This window comes from Sphingomonas sp. AC435 (genome assembly GCF_979253005.1).
Window position 1 is genome coordinate 404533 of record NZ_CEEDCJ010000004.1, and the last position, 17373, is coordinate 421905.

Consider the following 17373-nt stretch of genomic DNA (forward strand, 5'->3'; position numbering starts at 1 on the left):
ACTCCGGCCCCGGTCGCGCGTTGGAGCGGCAGAAAGGATGCCGATATGACCGATCAGGATCGCGCGAAGACCGAGACGCCGGACCAGCCCGTCGAGCAGGAGGAATCCGGCGCGGGGTACGGGAACAATGCTGGCGAGCAGGGCGGAGAGACGACGAAGGAGGATTGAGCGGTTCGGTTGGCAGGGCGGCGGTTTGCAACACCCTGCTGCCGCTGGTTGCATCGCGTCTATAGCCCCCGCTCGGGAGCATCATGACGTGATAGCCTTCCATCCATGCCGTTCGAGCTGAACCTGCCGAAGTGCATGAGCCTCATCTGGGCTTCGACAGGCTCAGCACGAACGGTTCAACCCTGCGTCACCCCGGTTCAGCCTGCCTCCTCCCGGTCCAGCGTGCGTCATGCCGAGCCAGCCTGCGTTATCCCGCTCCACCCTGCGTCGTCCCAGTCCACCCCTTCGTCACCCCAGCGAACGCCGGGGTCTCGTCGGGCATCAGATCGCGACAAACGCTTGAGACCCCAGCTTTCGCTGAGGTGGCCGAGGACGGGCCAGTCTTCGGCTGACGGCTTTGGTGGAGTTGCCCCGTCAAGCCCCTGTCAGCACGTGGCCGCGGAAGCGTTCGCGCAGAGCAGTCTTCAGCAGCTTGCCCGTGGCAGTGTGCGGGAGTTCGTCGACGAAGACGATCTCGTCCGGCAGCCACCATTTCGCGACCTGCCCGGCCAGATGCTGCTGGATATCCGCGGCCGCAACGTCGCTGCCCGGCTTACGGACGACGACGAGAAGCGGGCGCTCGTCCCATTTCGGATGCGGGATGGCAATGGCAGCGGCCTCGGCGACGCCGGGGCAGCCGATCGCGGCATTTTCCAGATCGACGGAGCTGATCCATTCGCCACCGGATTTGATCACGTCCTTCGACCGGTCGGTGATCTGCATCGTCCCGTCGGGGTGCAGAACAGAGACGTCGCCGGTGTCGAACCAGCCGTCCGCATCGACGGCATCCTCCGTCGCGCCGTAATAGCGCTGGATGACCCAAGGGCCGCGGACCTGAAGCTGGCCGGACGAGGTGCCGTCGCGGGGCAGGACCTTGCCAGCGTCGTCGACGACGCGCAACTCGATGCCGAACGGAATCTGCCCCTGCTTCGAGACGAGGTCGAGCTGGGCATCGCGCGACATCTCGTCCCAATCCGGCGGGCGCTGGCCGGCGGTGCCGACGGGCGACGTCTCGGTCATGCCCCACAGATGCGCGACCTCCATGCCCATCCCCATCAGCCGCTCGATCATCGCGCGCGGGGCGGCCGAGCCGCCGACACTGGCGAACTTCAGGTGCGCGGGGGGCGGGTTGCCGGCATCGATATGGCCGAACACGCCGAGCCACACGGTGGGGACGCCCGCCGAATGCGTGACCTTGTAGCGGGTCATCAGGTCGCACAGCACGGCGGGATCGTTGATCGCGGAGAAGACATAGCTGGCGCCCGCGATCGGTACGGCCAGCGGCAGGCCCCAGCCCGCGGCGTGGAACATCGGCACCACCGGCTGCACGATTGCGCGCGACGACAGGTTGAAGACGGCGGGCGTGATGACGGTCAGCGCGTGGATGACGGAGGAGCGGTGGGTGTAGAGCACGCCCTTGGGATCGCCGGTCGTGCCGCTGGTATAGGCGAGCATACACGGATCGCGCTCCGGACCCTCGACCCACGCGTAATCGCCGTCCTCCGCGGCGAGGAGCTCGGCGAGCGTACCCGGCCCCTCCCCGTCCATCACCACATAGTGTTCGATGCTGGTCCAGCGGCTTTTCAGCCGGTCGACGATCGGCTGGAACATGCGATCGTAGAGCAGGACGCGGTCGCCGGCATGGTTGCCGATATAGACGAGCTGATCGTCGAACAGCCGCGGGTTGATCGTGTGGATCACGCCGCCCATGCCCATCGCGCCGTACCATGCGACGAGGTGGTTGGCGTGGTTCATCGCCAGCGTCGCGATGCGGTCGCCGGGTTGCAAGCCGAGGCGTTCGAGCGCCTGCGCCAACCGCTTGGCGTCGTCAGCGATACCGGCCCAGGTCGTGCGACTCTCGCTCCCATCCGCCCAGCGCGTGACGATCGAGCGACTGGCATGTTCGCGCGCGGCGTGATCGATGATGCGCGACACGCGCAACTCCATATCCTGCATCGATCCCAGCACGCGGTCACTCTCCCGATCCGCCGACCGGCAGGAATGCGCGGCCGGGTCAGCCGACCAGCTTCAGCCTCGTCTCGGAGGTCTTGAGCCGGGCGGCGGCGACACCGTGCAACGCCTCGATATGTCCCGCAAGCTCCGCATCGAGCAGGAAGTCGCGGCCGAGCAGCAGCCGGGCCGGGCCGCGATCCGTGGTCAGCGTCGCGAAGACTTCGCCGCGCGCGCCGCGGTGATCGGACAGCAACGCAGCGAGCGCAGGAAATGCTGCCGCATCAGTGACTTCGACCTCAATGACGAAGCGTGCTGCGGCGGCGAGCGTTTCGAAGGGCTGGATTCGCTTGACCGAGACGCGCGGCGTTTCCTCGCCGGGACGACGGTCGAGCTCGACGGTGATGAGCGCACAACCGCCCATCCGCGCGGCCTCCTCAAGGTCCTTGGCGACGAGATCGTCGAAACAGGTGGCGACGAACTGGCCGCTCGAATCGGACAGCTGCGCCATCATGTAGCGCTTGCCGCGCGCGGAGGTGCGCCAGCGCGCGTCCTCCACCAGCACCGCCATCGTCGCCCCGGCGCGGGTGCCGTCGTCGGGGATCGTCAACTCGCCGAGCGATGCGAAGCTGCGCGCACCGTGCATGTGCGCGAGGTGCGAGTGGCGGTCGACCGGATGCGCGGAGAAGTAGAAGCCGAACGCCTCCTTCTCCTGCTCCATGCGCTCCGACAGCGACCAGCGCACCGAGGTCGGCAGCTTGATCGCGTCGCCAGCGTGCGACGTGTCGCCGAACAGGCCACCCTGCCCGCTGGTCTTCTGTTCGTGCGTGCGCGCGGCGACGGCGAGCAGCGTTTCCGCGACCGCGTGGACGCCGGCGCGGTTGTCGTCGATGCCGTCGAATGCGCCCGCCGCGGCCAGCGTTTCGAGCTGACGCTTGTTCAAAAGGCGCGGGTCGACACGGGTCGCGAGGTCGTCGAGGCTGGCGAAGGGGCCATTGGCGCGTTCCACGACGAGGCGTTCCATCGCGCCTTCGCCGACGGATTTCAGCGCACCGAGGGCGTAGCGGACGGCCAACTCTTCGCCCCTCCCCTTCAGGGGAGGGGTTGGGGGTGGGGCGGTGCCGCTGGCCGTGTCGCTGGTGGAGAGACCCCAACCCAACCCCTCCCCTGAGGGGGAGGGGCTACAAGGAAGAATCTCCACGTCGAAATCAGGTTGGCTGCCGTTGATGCAGGGGGGCAGCATCGTCACGCCGGCGCGGCGGGCATCCTCGACGAAGATGCCGAGCTTGTCCGTCAGCGCCATGTCGTAGCACATCGACGCGGCGTAGAATTCGTGCGGGTGGTGCGCCTTCAGCCATGCGGTCTGATAGGCGAGCAGCGCATAGGCGGCGGCGTGCGACTTGTTGAAGCCATAGCCCGCGAACTTGTCGATCAGGTCGAACAACTCGTTGGCCTTGGCCTTGGGGATATTGTTGGCCTTTTCGCAGCCCTCGACGAAGGTCGAACGCTGGGCGTCCATCTCCGCCTTCACCTTTTTGCCCATCGCGCGGCGCAACAGGTCGGCGCCGCCGAGCGAGTAACCGGCCAGCACCTGCGCGGCCTGCATCACCTGTTCCTGATAGACGAAGATACCGTAGGTTTCGGACAATATGCCTTCGAGCAGCTTGTGCGGGTAGACGATCGGCTCCGTCCCCTGCTTGCGGCGGCCGAAGCTGGGGATGTTGTCCATCGGGCCGGGCCGGTAGAGCGAGACGAGCGCGATGATGTCGCCGAAATTAGTCGGCCGGACGGCGGACAGCGTGCGGCGCATGCCCTCCGATTCCAGCTGGAACACGCCGACCGTGTCGCCGCGCTGGAGCAATTGGTAGACGAGCGGATCGTCCCATTCGAGCGCGTCTAGTTGGATCGACACGCCGCGCTTGTTCAGAAGCTGCACCGCCTTTTGCAGGACGGACAGCGTCTTGAGGCCGAGAAAGTCGAACTTCACCAGCCCTGCGCCCTCGACATATTTCATGTCGAACTGCGTGACGGGCATGTCGGACCGCGGATCGCGGTAAAGCGGCACCAGCTTCGCCAGCGGCCGGTCGCCGATCACGACGCCGGCGGCGTGGGTCGAGGAGTGGCGCGGCAAACCTTCCAGCTTGGTCGCGAGGTCCCACAGCCGCCGGACCTGATTGTCGTTCGAATATTCCTTTGCGAGTTCCGGCACCCCGTTCAGTGCGCGCTTCAGGTCCCACGGGTCGGTCGGGTGGTTCGGCACCAGCTTGGCGAGGCGATCGACCTGACCGTAGCTCATCTGAAGCACACGACCGGTGTCCTTGAGCACGGCGCGCGCCTTCAGCTTACCGAAGGTGATGATCTGCGCGACCTGATCGCGGCCGTATTTCTCCTGCACGTAGCGGATGACCTCGCCGCGCCGGGTTTCGCAGAAATCGATGTCGAAATCGGGCATCGACACGCGTTCCGGGTTCAGGAAGCGTTCGAACAGCAGGCCCAGTTGCAGCGGATCGAGATCGGTGATCGTCAGCGCCCAGGCCACGACGGAGCCCGCGCCCGAACCACGGCCCGGACCGACCGGAATGTCGTGGTCCTTCGCCCATTTGATGAAGTCCGCGACGATCAGGAAATAGCCGGGAAAGCCCATCTGGACAATGACGTCGACCTCGAACGCGAGCCGGTCGCGGTACACGTCGCGCCAACCCGGCTCGCCCTCGGGCTCGCCTTTCAGCGCACGGAGTTCGGCAATGCGGTCGAGCCGCGCCTCCAGCCCGGCGGCGGCGTCGTCGCGCAGCATCTGCGCCTCGCCCGACAGATCGCCCGCCAGCGTCGGCAGGATGGGCTTGCGATACGGTGCCATCACCGCGCAGCGCTGCGCCACGATCAGCGTGTTGGCGATCGCCTCCGGCAGGTCGTCGAACAGCGCCTTCATCGTGTCCGCCGGTTTCAGCCACGCATCGGGGCAGCTTTTCGGCCGGTCCTCGGTTTCGACGTAGGTCGAATTGGCGATGCACAGCATGGCGTCATGCGCGTCCCCGAACGCGCTTTCGGCGAAACAGCAGGGGTTGGTCGCGACCAGCGGCAGGTCGCGCTCATAGGCGAGGTCGATCAGCGCCGGCTCCGCCGCCATCTCGACGGGATCGCTACGGCGGCAGAGTTCGATGTAAAGCCGATCGCTGAACAGCGATTGCAGCCGGTCCATATAGGCGCGGGCGCGGTCCGGCTGATCTTCCGCGAACAGGCGCGCGACTGCCCCCTCCCCGCCCGCGGTCAGCGCGATCAGGCCGTCCGTGTGGCGCGACAGCATCTCGAACGACACGTGCGCGGCAAGCTCGATCGGGCGGTCCAGATGCGCCGCCGACACCAGCGCGCAAAGATTGTCGTAGCCGGTCGTGTCCTGCGCATAGAGCGCGATCCAGTCGATCGGGGCGGCTACCCCCTCCGGCATGTCGGGGCGGGCGATGCCCAGCATCGTGCCGATGATCGGCTGCACCCCGCCCTTCTTGGCAGCATCCGAAAATGCCATCGCCGCATACAGCCCGTTGCGGTCGGTCAGCGCGGCGGCGGGGAAGCCCAGCGCTTTCGCCTGCGCGGCGATCGCCTTCGGCTCGATCGCGCCGTCGAGCATGGTGTATGATGAAAAGACGCGGAGCGGCACGAACCCGGAATGCATGGACGCGAGGTAGGCGCTGGCGACCGATTCGACCAGCGCCGGAACCCGGCCTGCGACGGGCCGTTCGTCGCGCTGATCGATGGGAGCCTCGTTCATGACCGACACACCGCGTGGCATGGAAAGCCTGCGTACCCAGGGGATCGGCGCCGGCTGGGGCTGGATACTGGCCTATGGCATACTGTCGGTCGTGCTCGGCATTCTCGCCTTCGCCGCGCCGTTTGCCGCGACGCTGGCGGCGACGTTGGTGATCGGCATCTTCTTCATGGCAGCGGGTGCGACCTCCATCGCCGCGGGGGTCTTCGGGAAAGGGCATGACGGGCGCGCCTACGCGATTGTGTTCGGCACGCTGTCGCTGTTCGTGGGTGGCGTCATGGCGTTCGAGCCCGCGACGGGCGCGCTGTCCCTGACGATGCTGGTGGCCGTATGGCTCGGCGTGCGCGGGGTGATGGAGCTGGTGTTCGGCGTCCGGATGCGGCGGGGCAAGGCAATGATGATCGTGCTGGGGATCGTGAACCTGGTGCTGGCGGCGATCGTGCTGGCGACGCTGCCCTGGTCGGCGCTGACGCTGCCAGGGTATGTGCTGGGGATCAGCTTCCTGCTGGGCGGGGCGACGTCGATCGGCGCGGCGCTGGCGCATCGCAAGGGCGAGCCGGCCTTCGCGGTATAGGCGGTGTCGCCTGAGTCTGCCCTCCGTAACGCCTGCGTGCGCGGCACCTCTCTCTGTTGGGAGGATCAAAGGAGCGCTTCGATGTCTTTCGTCAGCTCTTCCGGCTTGGTCGTGGGCGCGTAGCGGGTGACACGGGTGCCGTCGCGTGAGACGAGGAACTTGGTGAAGTTCCACTTGATCGCCTTCGATCCGAGCAGGCCGGGCGCGGCGGCCTTCAGATCCTCGAACAGCGGATCGGCGTGGGCGCCGTTGACGTCGATCTTGGCCATGACTGGGAAGTCGACCGCATAGGTCAGCGAACAGAAGTTCGCGATCTCCGCTGCGTCGCCCGGCTCCTGCGCGCCGAACTGGTTGCAGGGGAAGGCCAGCACCGCCAGTCCACGGTCGGCATAGGCGCGGTGCAGCTCTTCCAGTCCCTCGTACTGCGGCGTGAACCCGCATTTCGAGGCGGTGTTGACGATCAGCAGCACCTTGCCCGCATAGTCCGACAGCGGCACCGATGCGCCGTCCGCGGCGTGAACGACATGGTCGTGGATCATGGGGTGACTCCATCAGGACGGGCATCGTGGCGCGCGAGCAGGTAACGCAAATTGGCCTTCACGCCCGGCCATTCGCGGTCGAGGATCGAATAGACGACCGTGTCGCGCAGCCGCCCGTCCGCCATGACCTGATGCCCGCGCAGCACGCCGTCGCGGTGCGCGCCGAGCCGCTCGATCGCGACCTGGCTGCGGGTATTGAGCTGGTCGGTCCGGATCTGCACGCACTGGCAGTCCATCGCTTCGAACGCGTGGGTCAGCAGCATGAGCTTCGCCTCGGTGTTGATGCCGGTGCGCTGCGAAGACTTCGCGTAGAAGGTGCCGCCGATTTCCAGCCGCCGGTGCTTTTCCGCGAGCCGCATCAGGCGCGTCGAGCCGACGACGGTGCCGCCGGCGTCTTCCACCGCGAACACCAGCGCGCGGCCGTAATCCTGTTCCGTGAGTGCGGCGGCGAACCAGCGGTCCGGGGTCTTCATCATCGACACGTTGGCGTAGAAGATGTCCCACAATCCGCCCGCGGACGCGGCGGCGACGAGCGCACCCTCATCCTCTCGGACCAGCGGACGAAGCGTGACATGGCGGCCGGCGAGCGTCGGCACCTGCCGCCAGAGGCTCACCGCAGCCGGCCTTCGTTGAGGCGGACGACCCGGTCCATCTTCAGCGCCAGCCGCTCGTTGTGGGTTGCGACCAGCGCCGCCGACCCCTCGCCGCGGACCAGCCGCAGGAATTCGGCAAGCACGATGTCGGCGGTATGTTCGTCGAGGTTGCCGGTCGGCTCGTCCGCCAGCACCAGCGCCGGCCGATTGGCGAGCGCGCGGGCGACGGCCACGCGCTGCTGCTCGCCGCCGGATAGCTGGCTCGGGCGGTGTGTCAGCCGGTGGCCGAGGCCGAGCACGGTGAGCAGGTCGCGGGCTCGTGTCAGCGCGGCATCGCGGGTGGCGCCGTGGATCAGTTGCGGCAGGACGACATTCTCGGTCGCGTCGAAATCCGGCAGCAAATGGTGGAACTGGTAGACGAAGCCGAGCCGGTCGCGGCGCACGACGGTGCGGCCGGCGGCATCGAGCGTCGCGGCTTCCTCGCCCGCGATGCGGATCGAACCTTCGAACCCGCCTTCCAACAGGCCGACTGCCTGTAGCAGGGTGGACTTGCCCGAACCGGACGCGCCGAGCAGCGCGACGATCTCGCCGGGCTGCACCGCGAGGTCGACGCCGCGCAGGACGTGGATCGTCTCCCCACCCTGCGTGAAGCTGCGCGCGAGACCGGAGGTCTGGAGGACCGCATCATTCATAGCGCAGCACCTCGACCGGGTCTGTGTTCGCCGCCTTGAACGACGGATAGAGCGTGGCGAGGAAGGTCAGAATCAGCGCCATGACGACGATCAACGTGATCTCCACCGGATCGGATTTCGACGGCAAATCGGTCAGGTAGCGGATCGATGGGTCCCACAGGTTCTGGCCGGTCACCAACTGCACGAAGTTGATGACGCCCTGACGGAAGAACAGGAAGATCGCGCCTAGGATCAGCCCCGCCAGCGTCCCCAGCACACCGATCGTGGTGCCCACCGTGATGAAGATGCGCAGCATCGCGCCCCGCGTCGCGCCCATCGTGCGCAGGATGGCGATATCGCGCGTCTTGGATCGCACCAGCATGATGAGCGAGGAAGCGATGTTGAACGCGGCGACGAGGATGATGATGCACAGCACGACGAACATTGCGACGCGCTCGACCGCCAGCGCCTCGAACAACTGCGCGTTGAGCGTGCGCCAGTCGGCGATGACGGCACCGCCGCGCAACTTGTCCTTCAACGGTGCGAGGATTTCGCCGACCTTGTCTGCATTGGTCGTAGTGAGCTCGACCATTCCAACGGTGTCACCGAGCATCAGAAAGGTCTGGGCGTCCTCGATCGGCATCACGACATACGCCTTGTCGTAGTCATAGACGCCGATCTCGAAGATCGCGGCGACACGGTAGCTGACGCTGCGCGGCACGGTCCCAAAGGGGGTGGTCTGACCCTGCGGCGAGATGATCGAGATGTCCGAGCCGACCGTCGCACCCAGCGATTCCGCCAGTCGCGAGCCGATGGCGACGTTCCCCGATCCGGGTGTCAGCGCCGCGAACGATCCCGCGACGAGGCCGCGCCGGAAACCCGCATTGCTGCGGATGTCCTGCACACGCATCCCGCGGAACAGAATGAATTCGGCTCGTCCGTTCGAACTGGCGAACAGCGGCTGCTCGATCAGCGGAATGGCGGAGACGACGCCGGGTGTCGCTTTCGCCTGTGCGGCGATCTGACGCCAGTCGGCGAGGCGGTTGCCGTAGCCCTGCACCACCGCGTGGCCGTTCAGCCCGACGATCTTGTCGAAGAGTTCGGCGCGAAAGCCGTTCATCACGCTCATGACGATGACGAGGGCGGCGACGCCGAGCATCACCGCGCCGAGGCTGAAACCGGCGACGAGCACGATGAACCGCTCGCCTCGTCCCGGCAGCAGATAGCGGCGGGCGATCATCCGTTCGTAGCTGGATAGGATCATGTCGCCGGAGGCTGTAGCACGCCGCCGCCGCCAAGCAACCTGAACGGGTCTGTTGCGTCGAATCCACACGTAGCGATCAATCGTGTCGCGGGAGTCGCAAGGCAGGTGACAAAGTAAGGGAGGCCACCTAGCACTGACCTCGCTGAGACACAGGCAACGGCCGTGGTTCGGGGAATGCTCTTACGCCGCCAACAGGCTGGGCGAGAGCGGGAAAATGGGGGCTGACGAGCGATCGTCACGCAGGCGCCCGGGTCGGCAACGATCCGGGCGTTTGCCGTTCTCCCCCATCTTCCCGCCCCACCGGCGATACCCGTACCGGCGCGACACCGACCAGGATGCGGGAGCTTCCAGACTGCGGCACCCCGTCGGTATGATCCATGTGTATTCGGGCGAAGCTGAACGGTGGGTTACGGACGCGTGGGGGATTCAGTTCACCTGTTTCGTCATGCCGGCTCGCCCCGGGATTCGCCTATCAGCGAGCCAACCGAAAGACGCGCATGCGGCACCGTGGATGCCGGGACTGGCCCGGCACGACACTGAAACCTGACCTGCGTGAATCTCGCCAAGCTACATCCGCTCAGAAACTCCGCGATACGGTCAAGCCGTAAGTCCGCGGATCGCCGGGCTGGCCGACGACGAGGCCGGTGCTGCCGGACTGCAGCGCGAGCACCTCGTAATAGTTGCGATCGAAGGCGTTGCGCAGCCACCCGAACACGTTCCAGCTGTCCTTCGCCTTGAAGCCCAATCGGAAGTTGCTAAGCGCATAGCCGTTGATGTCGGTGTACAGCGACCGTGACGGATTGGACGAGAAGCGCGAGCGGTAGCTGCCGTCATATCCCAGATAAAACTGACCATCAAGGCCCGCGAAGCGCGCCGGCAAGTCGTATTCCGCGCCGTAGGAGAACGCCCATTTAGACACGCCGGGCAGACGTTGCCCGGAGATGTCGCAGGCGGCGGGGCTGACCGTGCCCGTGCCGGCCGGGGTTGCCGGGTTGCTTGCCGTCGCCGTCGTGCCGCCGGACAGTTCGGGCGGGCACGGCGCGTCGACGAACTTCACGTATTTGGCGTCGGTCCAAGCGCCGTTGACGTAGACGTTGAAGCGGGACGTCGGGCGGAAGGCGCTGTCGAACTCGATGCCGCGCGTCCGGACCTTGCCAGCATTCGCCAGGTAGCCGCGCAGCACGCCGAGCTGTCCGTTCGTCACCGTCGCCTGATAATCGTCGATCTCGGTCCAGAACGCCGCAAGGTTCACCGTCGCGCGGCGATCGGCGAACTGCGTCTTCAGGCCCAATTCGAAATGGTTGACCTTTTCCGGCTCGACGGTGGCCGCGGCGAGGATCGGGTTGTTGTTCCCGTCCAGCGGCAGGCCGGACAGATTGATGCCACCCGATTTGTAGCTGCGCGCATAGGTCGCATAGGCGTGGATATCGGGTGTGACGGTGTAGGCGGCGGTGATGTCGCCCGACACGTTCCAATTGTCGAACGAGGGCTCATAGGTTTGCGGCGCGAGCACACTGCGCTGGTCGCTGGTCAGCGTCGTGCTGCCCGCACCGTTCGTCACGACCGACACATAGGACCCGTCCTTCTTGTCGTAATTGACGCGCAGGCCGGGGGAAATCGAGAACGCCTCGCGGGCATGCCAGGTCAGCTTCCCGAACAACGCCGCCGAGGTGTTGGTGAAGCCGATCGTATTGCGCGAGGTCAGCCCGTTGAGGGTCGCGGGATCGCGGCCGCCGGCGCTGGTGGGGTTGAGCAGGAAGGCGCTGGCCGCCGGGCCCTGCACCTGCAGCCCCTGCGTATCGATCGTCTGGTAGAAATAGAACGCGCCGAGCGTGTAATCGACCGCGTTGGTCCCGTTGGAGCCGATCCGCAGCTCCTGACTGAACTGGCTCTGCTGTGAGGGATTGGCGGAGACGGTGGTGATCGGCAGGCCGATGAAATCGCGGTCGTTCGAAGGATCCCAGTGCCAGAACCGCCATGCCGTCACCGAGGTCAGCGTCGAGGCGCCAAGGTCCCAGTTGGCGACCAGCGACAGGCCGCCGAGTTCCTGCTTGGCGCGCAGGTCGGTATCGACGTCCGTGACGCGGTCGAACGCGTTGGTCGAGGGCACGACATAGCCCTGCGCTGCCGCGAGCGCGGCATATTGGCGGATCGTCGGTCGCTGCGTCGCGCCGGTGCGGGCGTAATATTGGACGCAGCAATTCGGGTTCTGGCGGTTGTAGTCCGCGTAGAGCGTCAGATCGAGGTCGGGCGTGGCGCGGAACAGCATCTGCCCGCGCAGGCCAATATTGTCCTGGCTATTCAGATACTCGTCGGTGCGAACGTTGTAGATCGTCCCGCGGCGGGTGGTGACCGAGGCGGACAGGCGCGCGGCGATGCGATCCGCGACCAACGGCCCGCTGATCGACGCCTTGCCCTGGAAGAAATCGAGATTGCCGCCGGTGACTTCCGCGCGCGCCTCCGGCGTGAAGCTGGGCGGGCGCGTGGTGATGTTGATCGCACCGGCGGTGGTGTTCTTGCCGTACAACGTCCCCTGCGGCCCGCGCAGGATCTCGATCCGCTCGGTATCGGTAAAGTCGAACGTCGCCGAGGCGATGCGGCTGTAATAGACCTGATCGACATAGATGCCGACGCCCTGTTCGATGCCGTCGTTGGTTAATCCGAACGGTGCGCCGAGGCCGCGGATGTTGGCGGCGGAATTGCGCGGGTTCGTCGAATAGAATTGCAGCGTCGGCTGAAGCTGCGTGATGCGGCTGACATTGTACGCGCCCGTCTCCGCGATCGCGGAGCCGCCGATGACGGCGATGGCGATCGGCACGCTCTGCACCGTCTCGGCACGGCGGCGTGCCGTCACGACGATGTCGCCGCCGGGGCTGGCGACGGCGGGCCCGGTGCGGCCGACTTCGCCTTCGGCCGGTGTATCGTCAGGCGCGGTCGCCTGAACGCCGGGGCTGACAGGCGCAGGCTCCTGCCCGGCGGGCGGCGCAGCGATCTGGCCGGCGAGCAGCAGGGCAAGCGTCAACGACATCGGTATCTCCCATGAACCTGCCCGCAAACTCCACCAATTTACTGGATGTTCAACGAAGCTTCGCCTTGGCCCCGGCGAAGTTCAGCTTCGTGGGCGCAAAAAATCAGGTTCGACAGGCTCTTGAAGGGGGCTTTCAACACACCAAATCCTGATCCGTGCGGTGCCGCTGACGGGCCGTACCGGGCATCGCGCCACGGCGGATGCCTCGACTTCAACTCGCTCATCGGAGGATTTGATATGCGACTCGACCTGACCCCCTATCGCCGTTCGACCATCGGCTTCGACCGGCTGTTCGACCTTCTCGAAACCAACGCGCGCGGCGCGGCGGCCGAGAACTACCCGCCCTTCAACCTCGAACGGATCGCCGACGACCGTTACCGCATCACGCTGGCGGTGGCTGGCTTCGGTCGCGACGAGATCGAGATCACCGCACAGCAGAACATGCTGCTCGTCGCGGGGAAGAAGGACGACAAACCGAACGCGAACTTCGTCCATGTCGGTATCGCGACCCGCTCTTTCGAGCGCCGCTTCGAACTCGCGGACTTCGTGTTCGTGGAGGATGCGCGGCTGAACGACGGCCTGCTCGTCATCGACCTCGTCCGCGAGGTTCCGGAGGCGATGAAGCCGAAGAGCATCGCGATCAAGACGGGCGCACCGCTGGCCGCCGTCGAGGCGAGCGACACCGCCGCTCACGACGAGGCACAGGCCGCGTAACAAGCTCGGCGCCTGTTTCTCCCTTTTCCAGGCGTCGCGGGGCGTCCGGGCCGAAAGGTCCGGGCGCCTTCGTTTTCTGGGGTCGGCCCTCAGCCGTCACCCGAGCGAACGCCGGGGTGACGGTTCCCTGCCGGGTAACGTTTCGCTCTCAGACCAGCCGGCTCTGCTTCACCGCGGCTTCGATGAAGCTGGCGAACAGGGGATGCGGGTCGAAGGGTTTGGACTTGAGTTCCGGGTGGAACTGGACGCCGACGAACCACGGGTGATCCGGCCGCTCGACGATCTCCGGCAACGTCCCATCAGGCGACATGCCGCTGAACACCAGTCCGCCCTCTTCCAGCGCGTCCCGATAGTGGGTGTTCACCTCGTAGCGGTGGCGATGGCGTTCCTGGATGGCGGTGCCGCCATAGATCGACGCGACGACGCTGTTGCCCGCGAGCGTGGCGTCGTACGAGCCCAGCCGCATCGTGCCGCCGAGGTCGCCCTGCTCCTCGCGCTTTTCGAGACCGGCGCGGCCCATCCATTCGGTAATGAGGCCGACGACCGGCTCGTCCGTGGGGCCGAACTCGGTGGACGAGGCGTCTGCGATGCCGGCGAGGTCGCGCGCACCCTCGATACAGGCCATCTGCATCCCGAAGCAGATTCCGAAGTAGGGCACGTTGCGTTCGCGCGCGAAGCGGACGCTGGCGATCTTGCCCTCCGCGCCGCGCTCCCCGAATGCGCCCGGCACGAGGATGGCGTGGCAGGGTTCCAGATGCGCGGCGATGTCGCCGTCGGGGCCCTCGAACAGCTCCGCGTCGATCCAGCGGACGTTGACCTTCACCTTGTTGGCGATGCCGCCGTGGACCAGCGCCTCGTTGAGCGACTTGTAGGCGTCCTGAAGGCCGACATATTTGCCGACGACGCCGACCGTCACCTCGCCCTCTGGGTTGGTCAGGCGATCGACGATCTCGGTCCAGCGGGACAATTCGGGCGGCGCACCGGGTTCGATGCCGAACGCCTTCAACACCTCCGAATCAAGTCCCTCGGCATGGTATTGGAGCGGCACCGCGTAGATGCTCTTGGCGTCGAGCGCGGGGATGACCGCACTCGCGGGCACGTTGCAGAACAGCGCGATCTTGGCGCGGTCCGACTCGGGCAGCGGATGTTCGCAGCGGCAGACCAGCACGTCCGGCGCGACGCCCAGTGCGGCGATCTCGCGCACCGAATGCTGGGTCGGCTTGGTCTTCAGTTCGCCCGCGGCGGCGATGTACGGCACCAATGTGACGTGAACGCTGATCGAGCGACCACGACCCAGTTCGTTCTTGAGCTGGCGGATCGCCTCGATGAAGGGAAGCGACTCGATGTCGCCGACCGTGCCGCCGATCTCGCACAGCACGAAGTCGAGGCCCTCGACATCGGCCTGCGCAAACGCCTTGATCGCGTCGGTGACGTGCGGGACGACCTGCACCGTGGCGCCGAGATAATCACCGCGCCGCTCCCGCGCGATGATCTGCTGATAGATGCGACCCGACGTGACATTGTCCGATTGGTGCGCGGCGACGCCGGTGAACCGCTCGTAATGGCCGAGATCGAGGTCGGTCTCCGCGCCGTCGTCGGTGACGTATACTTCGCCGTGCTGATACGGGCTCATCGTGCCCGGATCGACGTTCAGATACGGGTCGAACTTCCGGATCCGGACATTGTAGCCGCGCGCCTGAAGCAACGCCGCGAGGGAGGCCGCCATGAGGCCCTTGCCGAGCGACGAGACCACGCCGCCGGTGATGAAAATGTACCGCGTCATGGGACAGAACGCCTAGCTTGGATGGGGCACGCGCGACAAGCGCCCGCGAACGTGCGCGGGCACCGGTCCGACGATTTGCGATGGAATGTTAGTTGGCGAGCGGGACCGAAGCGTTGTCCGCCGGGCTGCCCGGACCGACCGCGACGGGCGCGCCGGCACCGGTCGTCACCTGACCCTTGGCCGGGGTGTTCGGCACCGCATTGTTCTGCGGTGCCGGCGCAGTTGGACGACGGGCCAGCGAGGTATCGATCGTCGTCACCCGGCGCGTCGCGGAATAGCCGGCGAGCACGATCGAGAACACGACGAACCCCGTCGCCAGCACCGAGGTCGCCCGCGTCAGGAAATCGGCCGCACCGCGCGCGGACATCAGGCCCGACGGGCTGCCGCCCATACCGAGGCCGCCACCCTCCGACCGCTGCATCAGAATCACCGTGACGAGCGCCGCAGCGATGATGGCGTGGATGACGAGGAGGAAGACGAACATGGAGAACCCGGACAGCCAGTGAAGGGCGGCACATAGGCGACCCTTCCCCGTCTATCAACATAAACGCCCCGAATCCCTGCCTCACCCCCGAATCCCGCGGCAAGCGAGGAAACCTGCCGGTTACCGCGGCGTTATGACAACGAAACGAAGCCCGATCGGTGCGCCGTCGACCGGGTGGATTAGCGGAAGACCCCTGTGCCAGCATCCGATCCCCACGCTTTGGCTACCTGGATGACCGCCCTGGTCGATTATGTCCGTTCGGGTGAACCCGATCTGACCAATCGGCAGATGGCGCTGCTGCTGCTCGTGTACCTGAAACCGGGGCCGCATACGGTGCGCGGACTGGCGCGGGCGCTGAACGTGTCGAAGCCGGTCGTGACGCGCGCCTTGAACAGGCTGGGTACGCTCGGCTATCTCCGCCGCCAACGCGACGACAGCGACAAGCGCAATATCTTCGTCGCGCGTACTTCCGAGGGGGCAGAGTTTCTTGAAGAGTTCGGGCAATTCATCGGCGAAGGACAGCCCCCCGCCCCCCGCTCCGGCGCATCCAAGCGGCTCGTCGGGGCCGTCGCGTAACATTTTCGCGTTGGCCGGGAGGTCGGTCGTGCTCGATCCACGAACGCATGCGGTGCGGCCCGATCTTGCCGACGTCCGATTGGCAGATCGCGTATTCGCGCCGCATTATGCAGCGCCCGTCGAGCGGCGGCTGTCGACGGTGTCGCTCCTGCGCCTCGACCGCAAAGGTGATTCGGAAGTTCTGGCCGAGTTGGGTGCAGGCGATGCGTTCGAATTGCTCGACGTGATCGGCGATACGGCGTGGGGCGTTGCCCCCGGTCGCGGCCTGGTCGGCTATCTGCCCGTCGCGGCGCTCGCGTGACGAGCGTCTTCATCGACGGCGCGGCGGGCACGACGGGGCTCGATATCCGCGATCGACTGGCGGGACGGACCGACCTGTCGGTGGTCACGCTGGACGAGGCGCGGCGCAAGGACCCGTCGGCGCGCGCCGAGGCGTTGAACGATGCCGATTTCGTGATCCTGTGCCTGCCGGACGAGGCGGCCAAGGAAGCGGTGGCGCTGATCGCGAGCGATCGCCCCCGCGTGATCGACGCATCCTCCGCTCACCGGGTCGCGCCCGGCTGGACCTATGGTTTTCCCGAGCTCGAGCCCGACGGTGCGGATCACATTGCTGCCGCCAGGCGGGTGTCCAATCCGGGCTGCTATCCGACCGGCTTCCTTGCGCTGGTGCGGCCGCTGGTCCGTACCGGGTTATTGCCGGCGGACTGGCCGGTGACGGTCAACGCGGTGTCCGGCTATTCCGGCGGCGGCAAGGCGATGATCGCCGAATATGAGGATCAGGTGAGCCCGCCGTCGTTCCGTGCCTATGCACTCGATCTGGCGCACAAGCATGTGCCGGAGATGACGGTACATTCCGGGCTTTCACATGCACCGCTGTTCGCGCCTGCCGTCGCGGCGCTGCGTCAGGGGATGGTGGTCGAGGTGCCGCTCAATCTCGCCGCCATGCCGAACCGCCCGACCGTCGCTGCTGTGCGCGACGTGCTGGCGCGCGCGTATGACGGACAACCGCTGGTCCGCGTCGCCGACGACGGGCTGAGCGGCATCGCGATCGAGGAGCATGCCGGCACCGATCGGCTGACCCTGCGCGTGCGCGGCAACGACGCCGGTGGACAGGTGCGGCTGATCGCGACGCTCGACAATCTGGGCAAAGGTGCCGGCGGTGCCGCGGTCCAGAACCTCAATATCATGGCGGGGCTCGACCCCCTCGCCGGCCTCGTCTCCTGAAAG

The 17373-nt window shown here is 66.4% G+C and carries 15 protein-coding genes; 6 read left to right on the forward strand and 9 right to left on the reverse strand.

The window, feature by feature from the left end:
- Positions 1-45 precede the first annotated feature (45 nt).
- The gene (locus AC0CH8_RS10945; protein ID WP_465239902.1) at positions 46-168 is read left to right on the forward strand and encodes a hypothetical protein; all 123 of its coding nucleotides are present in this window, start codon (positions 46-48) and stop codon (positions 166-168) included.
- 414 nt (positions 169-582) lie between these two features.
- Here the strand turns inward: AC0CH8_RS10945 and AC0CH8_RS10950 are convergent, their stop codons facing one another.
- A complete protein-coding gene (locus tag AC0CH8_RS10950) occupies positions 583-2163 on the reverse strand; it encodes a long-chain fatty acid--CoA ligase (protein ID WP_465239982.1) in 1581 nt (526 codons plus the stop codon).
- 58 nt (positions 2164-2221) lie between these two features.
- On the reverse strand, positions 2222-5827 hold the full coding sequence (gene dnaE, locus AC0CH8_RS10955) for a DNA polymerase III subunit alpha (RefSeq protein WP_465239983.1): 3606 nt from the start codon (positions 5825-5827) through the stop codon (positions 2222-2224).
- 94 nt (positions 5828-5921) lie between these two features.
- On the opposite strand from dnaE, the gene AC0CH8_RS10960 reads away from it, so the two are divergent.
- Positions 5922-6494, forward strand: coding sequence for an HdeD family acid-resistance protein (locus tag AC0CH8_RS10960; protein WP_465239903.1), 573 nt, complete (start codon positions 5922-5924; stop codon positions 6492-6494).
- Between the two features lie 65 nt (positions 6495-6559).
- On the opposite strand, the gene AC0CH8_RS10965 is transcribed toward AC0CH8_RS10960, so the two are convergent.
- The 5 genes from AC0CH8_RS10965 to AC0CH8_RS10985 all read right to left on the reverse strand — a co-directional run bounded on the left by AC0CH8_RS10965 (position 6560) and on the right by AC0CH8_RS10985 (position 12589).
- Entirely contained in the window at positions 6560-7033 is a 474-nt protein-coding gene (locus AC0CH8_RS10965; protein WP_465239904.1) for a glutathione peroxidase, read from the reverse strand.
- Entirely contained in the window at positions 7030-7647 is a 618-nt protein-coding gene (locus tag AC0CH8_RS10970) for a GNAT family N-acetyltransferase (RefSeq protein WP_465239905.1), read from the reverse strand. Before AC0CH8_RS10970 ends, AC0CH8_RS10965 begins: the two co-directional genes overlap by 4 nt.
- Positions 7644-8318 (reverse strand): ABC transporter ATP-binding protein, encoded by a 675-nt coding sequence (locus AC0CH8_RS10975; RefSeq protein WP_204193376.1) that lies wholly within the window; start codon positions 8316-8318, stop codon positions 7644-7646. Before AC0CH8_RS10975 ends, AC0CH8_RS10970 begins: the two co-directional genes overlap by 4 nt.
- Entirely contained in the window at positions 8311-9561 is a 1251-nt protein-coding gene (locus AC0CH8_RS10980; RefSeq protein WP_465239906.1) for a lipoprotein-releasing ABC transporter permease subunit, read from the reverse strand. Before AC0CH8_RS10980 ends, AC0CH8_RS10975 begins: the two co-directional genes overlap by 8 nt.
- A gap of 577 nt (positions 9562-10138) precedes the next feature.
- Positions 10139-12589, reverse strand: a complete 2451-nt coding sequence (locus tag AC0CH8_RS10985; protein WP_465239907.1) for a TonB-dependent receptor — start codon at positions 12587-12589, stop codon at positions 10139-10141.
- A gap of 237 nt (positions 12590-12826) precedes the next feature.
- On the opposite strand from AC0CH8_RS10985, the gene AC0CH8_RS10990 reads away from it, so the two are divergent.
- A complete protein-coding gene (locus AC0CH8_RS10990; protein ID WP_204193382.1) occupies positions 12827-13303 on the forward strand; it encodes an Hsp20 family protein in 477 nt (158 codons plus the stop codon).
- A gap of 148 nt (positions 13304-13451) precedes the next feature.
- Here the strand turns inward: AC0CH8_RS10990 and AC0CH8_RS10995 are convergent, their stop codons facing one another.
- Together AC0CH8_RS10995 and secG are read right to left on the reverse strand one after the other, a co-directional pair.
- Positions 13452-15086: a CTP synthase gene (locus AC0CH8_RS10995; RefSeq protein WP_204193384.1), complete on the reverse strand. Its 1635-nt coding sequence runs from the start codon at positions 15084-15086 to the stop codon at positions 13452-13454.
- 88 nt (positions 15087-15174) lie between these two features.
- Complete coding sequence (gene secG / locus AC0CH8_RS11000) at positions 15175-15570, reverse strand: preprotein translocase subunit SecG (RefSeq protein ID WP_465239908.1); 396 nt, start codon at positions 15568-15570, stop codon at positions 15175-15177.
- Between the two features lie 231 nt (positions 15571-15801).
- On the opposite strand from secG, the gene AC0CH8_RS11005 reads away from it, so the two are divergent.
- Genes AC0CH8_RS11005 through argC form a run of 3 tightly spaced genes read left to right on the forward strand, consistent with a single transcriptional unit; the run spans position 15802 to position 17370 of the window.
- Positions 15802-16146 carry a MarR family transcriptional regulator gene (locus tag AC0CH8_RS11005; protein ID WP_204193392.1) on the forward strand — a complete coding sequence of 115 codons (345 nt, stop codon included), beginning with the start codon at positions 15802-15804 and terminating at the stop codon, positions 16144-16146.
- A gap of 28 nt (positions 16147-16174) precedes the next feature.
- Entirely contained in the window at positions 16175-16447 is a 273-nt protein-coding gene (locus AC0CH8_RS11010; RefSeq protein ID WP_204193394.1) for a hypothetical protein, read from the forward strand.
- Positions 16444-17370: an N-acetyl-gamma-glutamyl-phosphate reductase gene (gene argC, locus AC0CH8_RS11015; protein ID WP_465239909.1), complete on the forward strand. Its 927-nt coding sequence runs from the start codon at positions 16444-16446 to the stop codon at positions 17368-17370. Before AC0CH8_RS11010 ends, argC begins: the two co-directional genes overlap by 4 nt.
- Positions 17371-17373 lie beyond the last annotated feature (3 nt).